General features: G+C 66.6%; 10 protein-coding genes. 7 read left to right on the top strand and 3 right to left on the bottom strand.

All coding sequences use genetic code 11. From position 1 onward, the window contains the following. Nucleotides 1-26 precede the first annotated feature (26 nt). Complete coding sequence (locus tag LQ955_RS08510) at nucleotides 27-833, bottom strand: aminotransferase class IV (RefSeq protein ID WP_231027732.1); 807 nt, start codon at nucleotides 831-833, stop codon at nucleotides 27-29. A 32-nt stretch (nucleotides 834-865) separates the two neighbouring features. Here LQ955_RS08510 and pabB point away from each other — a divergent pair, with 32 nt between their 5' ends. The 6 genes from pabB to holA all read left to right on the top strand — a co-directional run bounded on the left by pabB (nucleotide 866) and on the right by holA (nucleotide 10,643). Then, the gene (gene pabB / locus LQ955_RS08505) at nucleotides 866-2,281 is read left to right on the top strand and encodes an aminodeoxychorismate synthase component I (RefSeq protein WP_231027731.1); all 1,416 of its coding nucleotides are present in this window, start codon (nucleotides 866-868) and stop codon (nucleotides 2,279-2,281) included. A gap of 79 nt (nucleotides 2,282-2,360) precedes the next feature. Next, nucleotides 2,361-4,958: a leucine--tRNA ligase gene (leuS, locus tag LQ955_RS08500; RefSeq protein ID WP_390623455.1), complete on the top strand. Its 2,598-nt coding sequence runs from the start codon at nucleotides 2,361-2,363 to the stop codon at nucleotides 4,956-4,958. A 374-nt stretch (nucleotides 4,959-5,332) separates the two neighbouring features. Then, nucleotides 5,333-5,719, top strand: a complete 387-nt coding sequence (locus LQ955_RS08495; protein ID WP_231027730.1) for a hypothetical protein — start codon at nucleotides 5,333-5,335, stop codon at nucleotides 5,717-5,719. A gap of 87 nt (nucleotides 5,720-5,806) precedes the next feature. Further along, entirely contained in the window at nucleotides 5,807-6,778 is a 972-nt protein-coding gene (locus LQ955_RS08490) for a helix-hairpin-helix domain-containing protein (RefSeq protein ID WP_231027729.1), read from the top strand. Between the two features lie 429 nt (nucleotides 6,779-7,207). Then, nucleotides 7,208-9,577, top strand: a complete 2,370-nt coding sequence (locus LQ955_RS08485; RefSeq protein ID WP_231027728.1) for a ComEC/Rec2 family competence protein — start codon at nucleotides 7,208-7,210, stop codon at nucleotides 9,575-9,577. Between the two features lie 7 nt (nucleotides 9,578-9,584). Beyond that, complete coding sequence (gene holA / locus LQ955_RS08480; protein WP_231027727.1) at nucleotides 9,585-10,643, top strand: DNA polymerase III subunit delta; 1,059 nt, start codon at nucleotides 9,585-9,587, stop codon at nucleotides 10,641-10,643. A 294-nt stretch (nucleotides 10,644-10,937) separates the two neighbouring features. Here the strand turns inward: holA and rpsT are convergent, their stop codons facing one another. Beyond that, nucleotides 10,938-11,198 (bottom strand): 30S ribosomal protein S20, encoded by a 261-nt coding sequence (rpsT, locus tag LQ955_RS08475; protein ID WP_231027726.1) that lies wholly within the window; start codon nucleotides 11,196-11,198, stop codon nucleotides 10,938-10,940. A gap of 192 nt (nucleotides 11,199-11,390) precedes the next feature. Here rpsT and LQ955_RS08470 point away from each other — a divergent pair, with 192 nt between their 5' ends. Beyond that, the gene (locus tag LQ955_RS08470; protein WP_231027725.1) at nucleotides 11,391-12,542 is read left to right on the top strand and encodes a pyridoxal phosphate-dependent aminotransferase; all 1,152 of its coding nucleotides are present in this window, start codon (nucleotides 11,391-11,393) and stop codon (nucleotides 12,540-12,542) included. On the opposite strand, the gene LQ955_RS08465 is transcribed toward LQ955_RS08470, so the two are convergent. Next, nucleotides 12,539-13,435 carry an NAD-dependent epimerase/dehydratase family protein gene (locus LQ955_RS08465; RefSeq protein WP_231027724.1) on the bottom strand — a complete coding sequence of 299 codons (897 nt, stop codon included), beginning with the start codon at nucleotides 13,433-13,435 and terminating at the stop codon, nucleotides 12,539-12,541. The two genes, LQ955_RS08470 and LQ955_RS08465, sit on opposite strands and share 4 nt — an antisense overlap. Nucleotides 13,436-13,451 lie beyond the last annotated feature (16 nt).

The following is a 13,451-nucleotide window of genomic DNA, read 5'->3' as shown; positions in this document are numbered from 1 at the left end:
GGCGCTGCGTCAGTGCTGCAGAGCCCTCAGCTGCCGGCGAGGGGCTTGGCCAGAGCGTCGAGCCGCCGCCGCCAGGCCCGCGATCGCGCCGGGTCGGTCGATAGCGGCGGGCCCCCGCGCCATTCGGTGACCAGCCGGATGCCGTACAGCGCATTCACCGCCCACACCTCGCAGCCGCGCAGATCGGTGGGCGTCGCGCGCTCTTCGGCGACCTCGACGCCCGACGCCAGCGCCAGAACCCGAATCGTGCGCGCCGTCACGCTGTCGACGCGCGCGAGGTCGGCCGAGGGCATCCGCAGCGCCCCGTCGCGCCACCAGACGATGGCGGTGGTGGTTCCGTCGATGACGCGTCCGTCGGTGGTGAGCAGCACGAGGTCGTCGACTCCGGATGCCCGTGCGGTGTTACGCAGCGCCGTCAGCCGCTCGAGGTCGGGCCCCTTCACGCTCGGGATGCCGCGCGGCTCTTCGCCGAGATGAGTGGCCAGCACAGCTGTCGCCGCAGGGGCCGGAGCGAGCCGCATCAGCAGCGACAGCTCGTGCCGGGAACTCAGCTCGACCCGGGGAAACCAGCGGTGGATCGGCGGAATGGCGTCGAGCGTCGCCTGCCAGAAGAGGTCGAGCTGGGCGCGATCACCGAATCCGCTGACGAGAGCCGACCCCACGAAGCGGTCGCGGTGCAGGTCGATCGCGCGCACGCGGCCCTCGTCGACGAGCCACGAATCCGCTGCGAGTAGGCGCTGCCGGGCATCCGGAACCGCGGCGAGCTGCTGAAACGCCCCGTCGCGGAACACAAATCGCCGCTCAGTGGGAATCTCGGGGGCATCGTCAGTCATGGCACCCCTACGCTATTACAGTGCGGCGCAGCGTGATCAGTCAGACGCTCGGCCGGTGGATCGATCCGGCCGTGGTGTTCGACGCGCTCTACGCCGACGCCGAGACGGCATTCTGGCTCGACTCGGGCAACGGCCTCGGCGACGGCATCGGCACGAGCTACGTCGGCGCTGCATCGACCGAGTCTGCTGCCGTGCTCGGTGCTGCTCCGGTGCTGGCCGGTGCCGGCGTGCTCGAGCAGCTGCGCGCGGCTTACCGGCGTTTCGCCGCGCCGAACGTGCCCGGCGATGGTGCGCTGCCCGCCTTTCGGCTCGGCTGGGTCGGCTGGCTCGCCTACGACGGCGCCGACTCGCGGTTCATGTTCGTCGACCGGATGATCGCCTTCGACCACACCGCCCGAACCGTCACTCTGCTCGCTCTCTCCTCGCCCACCTCTGCCCGCTGGTTCTCCTCGACCGCAGCAGACCTGACGGCCCTTCCCGAATTCGATAGGGCGAAATCTCCCGCTTATCCGTCTTTTTCGGAGCAGAATCGCCCTCTCGATTCTGTTGCGGAGGGTGCGGTGAGCGAGGCAGGCGCCGGGAGGGTGCGGTGGCGACACAGCGAGAGGGAATACCTCGAGCTCATCGGGCAGTGCCAACAACTCATCGCGGCCGGCGAGGCCTACCAGCTGTGCCTGACGAATCACATCGATGTCGACGTGCATCCCGATCCGTTCGAGACGTATGTGCGGCTGCGGGAGCTGAACCCGAGTCACCACGGCGCGTTCATCCGCTTCGGCGATGTCGCCCTGCTGAGCGCCTCGCCCGAGCGATTTCTCGAGATCACGCCCCAGGGCACCGTGACGACGCGCCCGATCAAGGGCACACGACCTCGCGGTGAAAGCCCTCAGCGTGATGCCGAACGGGCAGCTGAGCTTCGCAGCAGCGTGAAAGAACGGGCGGAAAACGTGATGATCGTCGACCTCATGCGCAACGATCTCGCCCGCGTCGCCACCACCGGCAGCGTTCATGTCGAGAAGCTGTTCGACGTCGAGAGCTACGCAAGCGTGCATCAGCTCGTGAGCACGGTGACGGCTCGGCTGGCTCCCGAATCCACGGCGATCGACGTCATCGAGGCGTGTTTTCCGGCGGGATCGATGACGGGAGCCCCCAAGATCAGCGCAATGTCGATACTCAGTTCGCTCGAGGCCGGCCCGCGCGGCGTTTACGCCGGGGCATTCGGATACCTCGGGCTCGACGGCCGCGTCGACCTCGCCATGGTCATCCGGAGCATGATGCTGACGCCGGCTGGCGCGAGCATTGGCGCGGGCGGCGGTATCACAGCGCTCTCTGTGCCCGCCGAAGAGGTGGCCGAAACGTGGGTGAAGGCGGCGCCGCTGCTTCAGGCGCTCGGCGTGCTGTCTGCTGAGGGCGAACTCCGGCCTGACACGAGCGCGAGCATCGTTTAGTACTCTTGAGTGTTGGAGCTTTGCGTGGTTCACACTCTGCCCGCACGCAGCGACTCCTTTCTGACGAATTGAGACTTACGTGACTATCGAACGCGATTTTGCCGTGCCTGCCGCGGAAACCGATGACGGCGACGCCGCCCAGCGGTACGACTTCACCGCCATTCAGAACAAATGGCTGCCCCGCTGGGATGAGCTCCAGCCGTTCAAGACCGACCTCGAAGGCGACAAACGGCCTCGCAAATACGTGCTCGACATGTTTCCGTACCCCTCTGGCGACCTGCACATGGGTCACGCCGAGGCGTACGCGCTCGGCGATGTCATCTCGCGCTATTGGCGCCACCAGGGCTTCAACGTCTTGCACCCGATCGGCTGGGACTCGTTCGGCCTGCCCGCCGAGAACGCCGCCATCAAGCGTCAGATCGACCCGCGCGAGTGGACCTACGACAACATCGACCAGCAGAAGGCGAGCTTTAGGCGTTACGCAGGCTCGTTCGACTGGTCTCGCGAGCTGCACACGTCAGACCCCGAGTACTACAAGTGGAACCAGTGGCTTTTCCTGAAGCTCTATGAGAAGGGCCTGGCGTACCGCAAGTCGAGCTGGGTCAACTGGGATCCGGTAGACCAGACCGTGCTCGCCAACGAGCAGGTGCTGGCCGACGGCACCTCTGAGCGCAGTGGCGCTGTCGTCGTGAAGAAGAAGCTCACGCAGTGGTACTTCAAGATCACCGACTACGCCGACCGGCTGCTCGACGACCTCAAGCAGCTCGAGGGCACGTGGCCGGCCAAGGTGATCTCGATGCAGCGCAACTGGATCGGCCGCTCCATCGGCGCCGATGTCGACTTCGTGATCGAAGGCCGGGAGCTGCCCGTCACCGTCTTCACGACCCGCCCCGACACGCTCTTCGGTGCCACCTTCATGGTGATCGCACCCGAGAGCGAGCTCGCCGCCGAACTGATCGCCGACCCGTCGGTCTCTGATGAAGCGCGCACGCGTTTCTCCGACTACCTCACCGAGGTGCAGAAGAGCACCGAACTCGAGCGGCAGTCGACCGACCGCCCGAAGACCGGCGTGTTCATGGAACGCTACGCGGTCAATCCACTCAGCGGCGAGCGGCTGCCCATCTGGGCGGCCGACTACGTGCTGGCCGATTACGGCACCGGCGCGGTCATGGCTGTGCCCGCACACGACCAGCGCGACCTCGACTTCGCACGCGCGTTCAACCTGCCCGTGCGCGTTGTACTCGACACGAACCAGCCGGTCACCGGCGTCATTCCGGTGCTCGTCAATGGCGAGCTGCCAGATGATCTGCCGCCGCTCGATCCGGCGTCGACCGGTAAGGCGCTGACCGGCGACGGCCGCCTCATCAACTCGGGTTCGCTCGACGGGCTCTCGAAGAACAAGGCGATCACGCGCGTCATCGAGATGCTCTCGGCCGCGGGCACGGGTCGTGCTGCGAAGAACTACCGGTTGCGGGATTGGCTGATTTCACGCCAGCGTTATTGGGGTACGCCGATTCCGATCATCCACGGGGCCGATGGTGCCGAGATTCCCGTGCCCGAAGACCAGCTGCCTGTGCTGCTGCCGCCCACCGAGGGCCTGAACCTGCAGCCCAAAGGCACGTCGCCGCTCGGCGCCGCGGCCGACTGGGTCAACGTTCCCGACCCTCGTGACGGCTCGCCGGCCCTGCGCGACGCCGACACGATGGATACCTTCGTCGACAGCTCGTGGTACTTCTTGCGTTTTCTCTCGCCCAACGACGAGACGAAGGCGTTCGACCCCCGCGAGGTCGACAAGTGGGCTCCCGTCGACCAGTACGTCGGTGGAGTCACGCACGCGATCCTGCACCTGCTTTACGCGCGCTTCATCACCAAGGTGCTGTTCGATCTCGGCTACGTCTCGTTCACCGAGCCCTTCAGCGCGCTGCTGAACCAGGGCATGGTGCTCATGGACGGTTCGGCCATGTCGAAGTCGAAAGGCAACCTGGTTCGCTTGAGCGACCAGCTCGACGAGCACGGAGTCGATGCGGTGCGTCTCACGATGGCGTTTGCGGGTCCGCCCGAAGACGACATCGACTGGGCCGACGTCTCGCCCGCGGCATCCGCCAAGTTCTTGGCGCGCGCCTGGCGGCTCGCCGGCGACGTGACCAGCGCGCCTGAAGTGAACTGGCGCGCCGGCGACGTCGCTTTGCGCCGAGTGACGCACCGGTTCCTGGCCGAGGCTCCCGGCCTCATCGAGGCCTTCAAGTTCAACGTCGTCGTCGCGCGCATCATGGAGCTCGTCAACGCCGCCCGCAAGGCCATCGACAGCGGCCCCGGCGGCGGCGACCCTGCTGTGCGCGAGGCCGTCGAGACCATTGCGCTCGGGCTCTCGCTGTTCGCGCCGTACACGGCCGAAGACATGTGGGAACGCCTCGGCTACCCGCCCTCGATCTCCAGCTACGGCTGGCGCGGGGCCGACCCCGCGTTGCTCACCGAAGAATCGGTGACGGCCGTCGTACAGGTCGACGGCAAGGTGCGCGACCGCCTCGAGGTCTCACCGAAGATCTCCTCGAGCGACCTCGAAGCGCTGGCCCGTTCGTCGGCCGCTGTCGTGCGCTTTCTCGGCGACCGCGAGATCGTGAACGTCATCGTGCGTGCCCCCAAGATCGTCAACATCGCAACGAGGCCCGCCTCCTAGGGGTTCTGCACCGCGCTGTGTGCGCGAAGTTCTCCACAGATCGGGGCCGGGCGGATGCTCGGCCCCGATCTGTTTCGTAGCGTCGGGTCATGACTGACATTTCCATTCGACGCGGCCAAACTGTCTATACCACTAGACACCCATTGTCTATAGTATTGGACTAGCACCGTGAAGCGACGAGCGGTGCTCAAGAAAATCAAATCTGCCGCTCGAAAGAACGGCTTGGAATTCAGCATCATCGAACTGACGAATCACACAGGAGTAGGTGTCGGACCGATCACACGAACGATCGGGCGGCATTCGGAGCTCTCCGACCCGACGGCCCGCGCGTTTTTCAGGCAATTCGAGATAGTGCTGGGAAAGGACTGGTGGCGGTGAACTACACCTCAGTAGCTCGACGCGACGGGCGACTATGGTTCGTGCAGAACGAACAATTTCCGGGTGCGATCTCGCAGCCGCACCGACTCGATCAAGCCGAGGAATATCAACGCGAAGCGATAGCTTTCGTTGCGGGTGTTCCGATCGATTCTGTCGATGTTTCGGTGCGGGTGAGTATCGATGAGCACATCGATGCGGAACTCGCAGAAGCAGAGAACCTGAGGTCAGAGGCAGCTGAGAAGCAGGCCAGGGCGACGGCGCTACGCTCGGGCGTCGCGCAGACACTCGACCGTCGCGGGTTCACCGTACGCGACATCGGTGTTGTGCTCGGTATTTCATACCAGCGAGCGCATCAACTGCTGGCTCGCAAAGAAATGCGCTGAACTATCCACAGCGCCTAGCAACCGGGGTTCTCCACAGATCGGGGCCGGGCGGATGCTCGGCCCTCATCTGTTTCGTAGCGTCGGGGCATGGCTCAGATCTCTTCACGTCCGCGCGACTCCTCCCACCCGAATTCACACTCAGCCGACACGTCTCGAACCCGTCGATCGGCCAACGATGCGGCCGGTGCCGCAGCCGAAGGCCCTCCGACGCCGCGATCGCGCGTGCGAATCGGGGTGGGGGCTGCGCTCGTGGTGGTGCTGGTTGCGCTCGTGTGTGCGGTGCTCATCTCGCTGATGGCTCCGCGCGGCCGCACCGACACCATCGCGTTGGCTGCGGCGGGAACGCGATCGAGCGTCGCGGCATCGATGTCAACGTCTGCGTCTGCGTCAACGTCAACGTCAACGTCTGCGTCGGCACCGGCTCCCGAAGGCGACGCTGCGGCGTCCGGTTCGGCGAATGCGTCGGCCTCGCCGGCGCCGCGGCCGGTGTCGGGCTCCGGCAGCCCAGCGGCGGTCGCTCCTGGCACGGCTCCCGTCGCTTCTGGTGCTTCGAGCGCGCAGCCTCAGGGGGCGACGGGCGCCGTCATCATGGTGCACGTGACGGGCTACGTACAGCGGCCTGGAGTGTACGAGCTGCATCAGGGCGACCGGGTGATCGACGCGGTGACCGCGGCGGGTGGGTTCGCGCCGACGGCCGACCAGTCCCAGCTGAATCTGGCTCGGGCCCTCAAAGACGGCGAGCAGGTTGTGATCCCCGAGGTTGGCGCTGCGCCGCCGCCGGGTTCGGTCGCATCGGCTGCATCCTCTGCGAGCGGCGCCAGCGGAGCATCCGGAGCCCCCTCGAGCGCAGGGTCTGCCTCTGCGAGCACCCCGGTCAACCTGAATTCGGCTGACGAGCCCACGCTCGAGACGCTTCCGCACGTCGGGCCGGCTATGGCCGCGAAGATCATCGCCTGGCGTACCGAAAACGGGCCGTTCACCCAGATCGACGACCTGAAGAACGTCTCCGGCATCGGTGACAAGACGTTCGCCGAGCTCGAGCCGCTGGTGACGGTGTAGCGGGGCGGGCACAGGCGCAGGCATACGCGGATACACGACGTCGTCGATATGAATCCAGATCTCAGACTCGTCATACCGGCCGTGAGCTGCTGGTGCGCCGCAGCGCTGCTCGTCGGGCAACCGGCCGATTGGCTGCAGCGGTGGGGCCCCATCATCGCAGCCGCCACAGTGCTGATCTTCACGCTCGTCGCAGCGGCCGCTTGCGTGATCGTGGTGCGGCGTCGCCGTGACCGGCAGCCACGGGGCGACCTGGGTTTGCTCCGCGAACGGGAGCCGCGGGGTGACCCGGGTCTGCTCCGCCAACGGCAGTCGCGGGGCAGCGTGTGCTCGCGGCGCTGGCGGGAGTTACGGGGCGACCTGTGCTTGCGGCGCGGGCGGCCCCGGCACCGGCATCGGGTGCTTCGTCGTGACTCCGCACGCGCCGCGGCGGTGACGATTGCAGGGTCACTCGCGGTATCGATGGCTGCGGCGGCCGTCGCGTTGGCTTCGATCGTCAGCCAGGTTCCGGCCCGTGAGCCACCAGCTTTACGCGCCCTCGACGGTCACTCGGTCACGACCGAGCTCATCGTCGGGTCTGCCCCGGTGGAGGTTGATGCCGAAGGGTTCTCCGGGCCTGAATCCTCTGTGCGATTCACGGCCACTGTCACGCGCGTCACGGCGGCCGGCCGAGAAACAGAGCTGCGGATGCCCGTGCTCGTCTTTCTCGCCCGAACTCCGTCGACCGCCGCCGCCGCCACATCTCCCGGTACCGCCCAACCGCTCCAGATCGGCAGCCAGCTGCGCCTGACAGGAACCCTGAAGGCCACCGACCCCGGCGAGAGTGTCGTTTACCTGCTCTTCGCGTCTGGGGCACCGCAGGTGCTCGACCGTGCGCCGTGGTATCTCGATTGGGCGAATGGGTTGCGCACGCACTTTCGCGATAGCCTCGCGGGCCTGCCGGGTGATGGCGCAGAGTTGGCGCCAGGTCTGGCCATCGGCGACGTGAGCCTGGTGAGCGATGATCTGAATGCGGCCATGATCAGCAGCGGGCTGAGTCACTTGACTGCGGTCTCCGGCGCGAACTGCGCTGTCGTGGTCGCGGCGATCATGCTCTGCGGCGGCGCGATCGGTCTCTCACGGCGTTGGCGAATCGTGGTATCCATCGCCGTCATGACGGCGTTCGTCGTGCTGGTCACCCCCACGCCGAGCGTGTTGCGGGCGGCGATTATGGCAGCGATCGTGCTCATAACTCTCGGTTCCGGCCGAGCGCCGCGCGGTCTTCCCGCTCTCGCACTCGCCACGATGGTGATGCTCATTGCCGACCCCTGGCTGTCGCGCAGCTACGGGCTCGCCCTTTCGGTGCTGGCCACCGGTGGCCTGCTCCTGCTCACCCGCCCCCTCCAGCGCGGTCTCGCACGCTGGCTTCCGGCACGGCTGGCGCTGGTCGTCGCGGTTCCTCTGGCTGCGCAACTCGCCTGCCAACCGGTTCTCGTGCTGCTGGCTCCGTCGATTTCGACCTACAGCGTGGTGGCAAACCTGCTGGCCGAGCCAGCCGCTCCCGTTGCCACCGTCATCGGGCTCATCAGCTGCCTTGCAGGTGCCGTTGCGCCTCCGTTGGCGCCCATCGGAGCGTGGCTGACCTGGGCGCCCGCGTCGTGGATCGCCGGGGTGGCCACCTTCTTCGAGGCGGCGCCCGCGGCGAGCATCCCGTGGCCGGGAGGCGCTCTCGGCGTCGCGTTGATTGTCGTACTCACCGTTTCGGCGCTCCTTGCCGTTTTTCTGCGAGAGAGTTCGGCGAGCCGAGCGCGTCGTATGCGGCAGACGCGACCGTTGCGTTTGCGGCCACGAGGGGGAAGAGCCCTAGCGGTGGTCGATCGGCTCCGGCGCTGGCTCGGCACCCGCGTTCGCCGTCGTCCGCGCAGCGGCTCTGCCGAGCGGGCGCGGCTGAGCCCTGTGCAGTGGATTCGACTCGCCTCGGGCGGCGTGGTCGCCCTCACCATCACGGTCTATGCCGGTGCCGGCCTCGGCTCCGTACTGCACGGTCAGGCTGCGTGGCCGCCCGACTGGCACATCGCCGCCTGCGACATCGGCCAGGGTGACGCCGTCGTGCTGCGCGACCCGGCGACCGGCAAGATCGCCTTGATCGACGTCGGCCCCGACCCCGCGTTGCTCACGACCTGCCTGCACCGGCTCGCCATCACAACCATCGACCTGCTCATCCTCACCCATTACGACCTCGACCACGTCGGTGGGCTGAGCGCGGTGCTCGGCCACGTCGTCACGGCCATGCTCGGCCCTCCCGAGGACGGCAAAGACGCCGCCATGGCCAGCTCGCTCAGCACTCGGGGTGCGGATGTTCGGCACCCGACCCGTGGCGATTCCGGCACCCTCGGCACGGTGGCCTGGCACGTGCTCTGGCCCGAGGCCGGAACAGAGTTACGCGGCAACGACGCGTGCGTCACGGTCGAGTTCACCGGGGCCATCACCTCGCTGTTCCTCGGTGATCTCGGCGAAGACTCGCAGGGTATGGTCATGGCCGCGAACGCCCTCCACCACGTGGACGTGGTCAAGGTCGCACACCATGGCAGCGCAGACCAGAGTGAGGCGCTCTATCAGGCGATCTCGGCGACGGTCGGAATCATCTCCGTCGGAATGAACAATCGGTACGGGCATCCGACCGACCGGCTGCTGGGAATACTCGCGCGCGCACAGACCATCGCCTATCGAACCGACCTTCTCGGCATGATCGTGCTCACGCCGACGGCGGCGGGAATCGACGTGTGGTCAGACGGTGCGGCTAGGGTTGAGAAGAAGAAATGAGGTGGTGATGGCAGCAGTACGAGGGTCGCGCCCGGCGGCGGGTCGCGGCGGCGCCAAGGCGTCGTCGAAGTCGCCGCCGCCTGTCATTCCGCAGCTCGAATGGCACCAGATCAGGCCGGCCGCGGTCGTTCTGGTGTCGGGTACCGAGTCGTTTCTCGCCGAACGGTCCATCAGGCAGTTGCGCGACCTGCTCAAGGCAGAAGACCCGAGCCTCGAGATCAGCGACATCGACGCCTCGAGTTATGCGCCGGGCGAATTGCTCACCATGGCCAGCCCGTCGCTCTTCGGCGAGCCGCGTCTCATTCGTGTTTCGTCGGTCGAGAAGAGTACAGACGACTTCATTCTCGAAGCCATCGACTACCTGGCCTACCCCGCCGACGACACGTATGTCGTGTTGCGTCACGCCGGGGGAGTGCGGGGCAAGCGGCTGCTCGACGCCGTGCGCGCGAGTTCGGGCGACGTCATCGAGGTCGTCTGCGCCGAGCTGAAGAAAGACTCCGATCGTTACGACTTCGCTGTCGCCGAATTCAAGGCCGCCGGGCGCAGGGTGTCGCCGAGCGCGATTCGAGCGCTGGTCTCTGCTTTCGCCGACGATCTCGCTGAGTTGTCGAGCGCCTGCACGCAGCTGATTGCCGACACGAGCGACGAGATCACTGAAGCAACCGTCGCAAAGTACTACTCGGGCAGGGTCGAGACGAACGCGTTCGCCGTTGCCGACAGCGCCATTGCGGGGCGGTACGGCGAAGCACTCGCCCTCTTACGGCACGCGCTGGCGACAGGTGCAGACCCCGTGCCGATGGTCGCCGCGTTCGCGATGAAGTTGCGAACGATGGCCAAAGTGCTCGGCACACGCGGCGGTTCGGGCCAGTTGGCCGGCCAGCTGGGTCTAGCGCCCTGGCAGATCGACCGAGCACGTCGCGATCTGCAAGGCTGGACGGGTGAGGGCCTCGGCCGCAGCATCCAGATGCTCGCCGAGACCGACGAGAACATCAAAGGCGCCACCCGTGACCCCGTCTACTCCCTCGAGCGCATGATCGCCACCGTCGCCTCCCGCGGCGAGCGCTGACGCCCCCGCGCTCGCACCCCGCGACGACGAGAGCGACTACTTCGGACGAGAGATGCCGCCTAAACGCCCTCTCTCGTCCGAAACCCTCGCTCTCGTCGTCAACCGACGACGCCGCACGCCCGCGCCGAAGAGCGTGCCCCCACGCAGGATTCGCGGCGGCACGTTAACGCAGAAAAGCCCCGCGCACGGGGCAGATCTGCAGAGATTCAAACGACGCTCGAAGCCGGTCGGCTTCGAGCGTCACCAGCACAAAGCCTGATACGTCGTGCGAGCCGGGGCTCACACGACAATCGGCTACAGGGCGGCGACGCTCTTCGCGATAGCCGACTTGCGGTTCGCGGCCTGGTTCTTGTGGATGACACCCTTGCTGGCAGCCTTATCGAGCTTCTTGCCGGCGAGCGCCAGAGCAGCGGTGGCCTTCTCTTTGTCGCCCGCGAGAACGCTCGCGCGCACGGCGCGGATGGCGGTCTTGAGCTCGCTCTTGACGGCCTTGTTGCGCTCTTGCGCCTTCTTGTTGGTGCCGATGCGCTTGATCTGGGACTTGATGTTTGCCACTGAAAATACCTTCTGTGTCTGGTCTGTTCGAAGCACCCGCACGGGCACCCTGATTGAAGTGTGTAATGAGTCGTGGTCTGCCGTTGCGGCCGAAAAGCCAGGCAACTGTGCAGAGCACGCAAGCCAACAGACAACATTACCAGTTGCCGGGCCGAACGACAATCTCACGATGGGTCAACTAGCGTTAATCGTATGCCCAGCCTCGCAGCCCACATGGATTCGGTTCCCCCGTCGGGCATCCGGCGCATCTTCGAGTTGGCGCAGTCGCTCGACGACGTCGTGTTCCTGGCCGTCGGTGAGCCCGACGTGCCGGTCGCGCCGCACATCCTCGAGGTCGCGGCCGCCGCCTGGCAGGCCGACCAGACCGACTACACCCCGAACGGCGGCATCCCCGAACTCCGAGCCGCCATCGTCGACAAACTCGCCACCGAGAACGGCATCGAGGTCGACACCGAACAGGTGTGGGTCACCAGCGGCGGCATGCACGCCCTGTTCCTCGCCATGACGCTCACCCTCAGCCCGGGCGACGAGGTGCTCATCCCCGATCCCGGCTATTCCACGTTCGCCATGAACGCCCGCATGATCAACGCCGTTCCGGTTCCGTACACCTTGCGGGCATCCGCCGACTTCTTACCCGATCTCGACGAACTCGAACGCCTCGTCACCAGCCGAACCCGCCTCATCATCATCAACTCGCCGTCGAACCCGCTCGGGGCCATCTTTCCCCAACCCGTCATCGAGAGCCTGCTCGCCTTCGCCAAGAAGCACGACCTGTGGATGCTCAGCGACGAAGTCTACGAACGCTTCACCTACGGCGCGCTGCACACCAGCGTCGCCTCGCTCGACACCGACGACCGCGTGTTTTCGGTGTTCTCCCTGTCGAAGACCTACGCCCTCACCGGAGCCCGCATCGGCTACCTGGTCACCCCGCCCGGCATGGCGCCGCTGATGCGCACGGTGCAAGAGGCCATCGTGAGCTGCATCAACACGCCCACCCAGCTCGCTGCCGTCGCGGCGATCACCGGCCCGCAAGAGCACGTAGCTGCCGCCGCCGCGCATTACCGCGAGAACCTCTCGTTTGCGACAGAGCTCCTGAGAGAGCGTGGCATCGACTACCTCGAACCGTCTGGCGCCTTCTACTTGTGGGTCGATGTGTCTTACGCGACCAACGGCGACGTCGGCGAGTGGGCCGAGCGGTTCCTTCTGGAGCAACGGGTGGCCGTGGCGCCCGGAAGCGCGTTCGGCCGCCATGGCGAGGGCTGGATTCGCCTGTGCGTCGCCGCCGATCCGCGCGACATCGAAACGGGCATCCGTCGTCTGCCCGCGCCTCCCCCGAAGAGCTAGTGCCCCGGCGCGTACGAGCCGGTACGCAGCTCGTCGACGAGCGACGGCCCGGTCGGCGACCAGCCGAGTGCCGCGCGTGCTGCCTCGCCCGTGGCCTGCTGGTCGAGTAGCAGCGCGTCACCGAAAGCAACGCCCAGCACCGCGTGCACCTCCTCGGCGGTCGACGGCGCCACGCGCCCGTCGAGCCCCGCGGCGTACGAGGCGGCCGAACCGAGTTCACGCGTCGTCGGGTTCTGCCCGTTGACACCGAGGTAGACCGAACCGGCCGGAGCGAGGTCGAACGCCAGCACGTACAACGCGGCCAGGTCGTCGACGTACACCGTGGTCCAGTGCTCGTCGCCCGATCCGATGAGTTTCAGCGCCTCACCGCCGACGCCGGCCACCCGCGGAGCGTCGACCACTGAGTTCGGAATCCCGCTGCCGTACCCGTACACAATCCCGGGCATGATCACCGTGGTCTTCACCCCCTGAGCAGACAGCACACGCTTCTCGATTTCGGCGCGCCACGCGGTGATCGCGGGCGGGTTCTGTGGTGACTCTTCGGTGATCGCGGCCCCGTCGCCGAACACCCAGATGCCGCCCGTGTGCACGAACGGCTTGTCGCTGCCCTCGAGCCCCGCGAACACGGCGGTCACGAACGCGTCGTCGAGGCTGGCACTGGAGGCGTCGCCAGGCGAAGCGACGTGAATGACGCCGTCGCTGGCGAGCGCCTGCGTCGTGATGAGTTCGCTGTCGCTGAGCTCGCCGATGACAGCACTGGCACCCAGCGCTGAAACCTCCGCGGCCTTGGCGTCGTTGCGCACCAGCGCGGTGACCTCCCGCCCCTGCGCGCGCAGCGTACGAAGAATGGATGATCCGACAAATCCGGTCGCGCCGGTCAGAAAGATGCTCATGACCCCAGTAAACCCC

The sequence above is a fragment of the Subtercola endophyticus genome, assembly GCF_021044565.1.
GTDB lineage: Bacteria > Actinomycetota > Actinomycetes > Actinomycetales > Microbacteriaceae > Subtercola > Subtercola endophyticus.
Note: the sequence above shows the minus strand (reverse complement) of the source record. Positions and strands in the feature narration are given on the sequence as shown.

Bases quoted from the DNA above. Each gene is read 5' to 3' on its own strand.
- LQ955_RS08490 (WP_231027729.1), top strand. From the start codon at position 5,807: ATGGCTCAGATCTCTTCACGTCCGCGCGACTCCTCCCACCCGAATTCA.
- LQ955_RS08510 (WP_231027732.1), bottom strand. From the start codon at position 833: ATGACTGACGATGCCCCCGAGATTCCCACTGAGCGGCGATTTGTGTTC.
- holA (WP_231027727.1), top strand. From the start codon at position 9,585: ATGGCAGCAGTACGAGGGTCGCGCCCGGCGGCGGGTCGCGGCGGCGCC.
- LQ955_RS08470 (WP_231027725.1), top strand. From the start codon at position 11,391: ATGCCCAGCCTCGCAGCCCACATGGATTCGGTTCCCCCGTCGGGCATC.
- LQ955_RS08465 (WP_231027724.1), bottom strand. From the start codon at position 13,435: ATGAGCATCTTTCTGACCGGCGCGACCGGATTTGTCGGATCATCCATT.